At 77.1% G+C, this 847-nt stretch carries 1 protein-coding gene; it reads right to left on the reverse strand.

The genetic code is table 11. The features are described from left to right. Nucleotides 1-2: 2 nt before the first annotated feature. The coding region (locus tag HUW36_RS33660; RefSeq protein WP_174531678.1) for a transaldolase family protein at nt 3-847 on the reverse strand (845 nt) is incomplete at its 5' end.

The following is an 847-nucleotide window of genomic DNA, read 5'->3' on the forward strand; positions in this document are numbered from 1 at the left end:
GCTCAGCCCACCGGCTGCCGGCGCGCGGCGGCCACCGCGTCGCGGACCCGCTGCCAGCCGGCCACCGACCGGGCCACCGACCGCTCCCGGACCACCCGGTGCACGTCGGGCAGGTCCACGCCGATGTCGGTGAGCCGGTCCAGCGCCTGCCGGGCCTCCTCGTACGTGCCGTGCACCGTGTCGCCGCGCGGCTCGCCGTACTCGACGACGGCCCGCCACGTGGCGGGGGAGAGCACGGTGGCCGCGCCGGAGACGACCAGCTCGTCGACGTAGCGGGTCTCCAGGTAGTAGGGGTCACGCACCTGCGTGGCGGTCCACACCAGCCGGGGCTTCGGCGCGCCCGAGGCGGTCAGCCGGCCCCAGGCCGGGGCGCGCAGCGCGTTCTCGTAGGCCGCGTACGTCATCCGCGCGTTGGCCAGGGCGGCCGTGCCGCGCAGCCGGGCCGAGTCGTCGGTGCCGATCGCCCACAACCGCTTGTCGACCTCGGTGTCCACGTCGCTCACCGGCACCGACACCAGCGCCGGCGGGAATCCCTCGGCCGCGTCCAGCCCTGCGCGGACGGCGTCCAGCGCCGCGCGCATCGACTCCGGTGCGGAAACCAGCGCCACCTCGACGCCGAACCCGTCGGCCAGCAGCTCCCGGGCCGCCTCGGCGGCGAACACCCGGACCACCACGTTCGGCCGGTCGACCAGGTCGACCACGCGGCGGGCCTCGGCCACCGCGGCGTCGACGTCGTCGGCCAGCCGTGGGTCGACCTCGACGACGACCAGGCCGTCGCGCCCGCCGGTCGAGTGGTACGCGGGCAGCAGCGCCTCGGCGGACCGGCGCGCCACCGACGCGGTGAGCC

This window comes from Micromonospora maritima, assembly GCF_902825405.1.
Lineage (GTDB): Bacteria > Actinomycetota > Actinomycetes > Mycobacteriales > Micromonosporaceae > Micromonospora > Micromonospora maritima.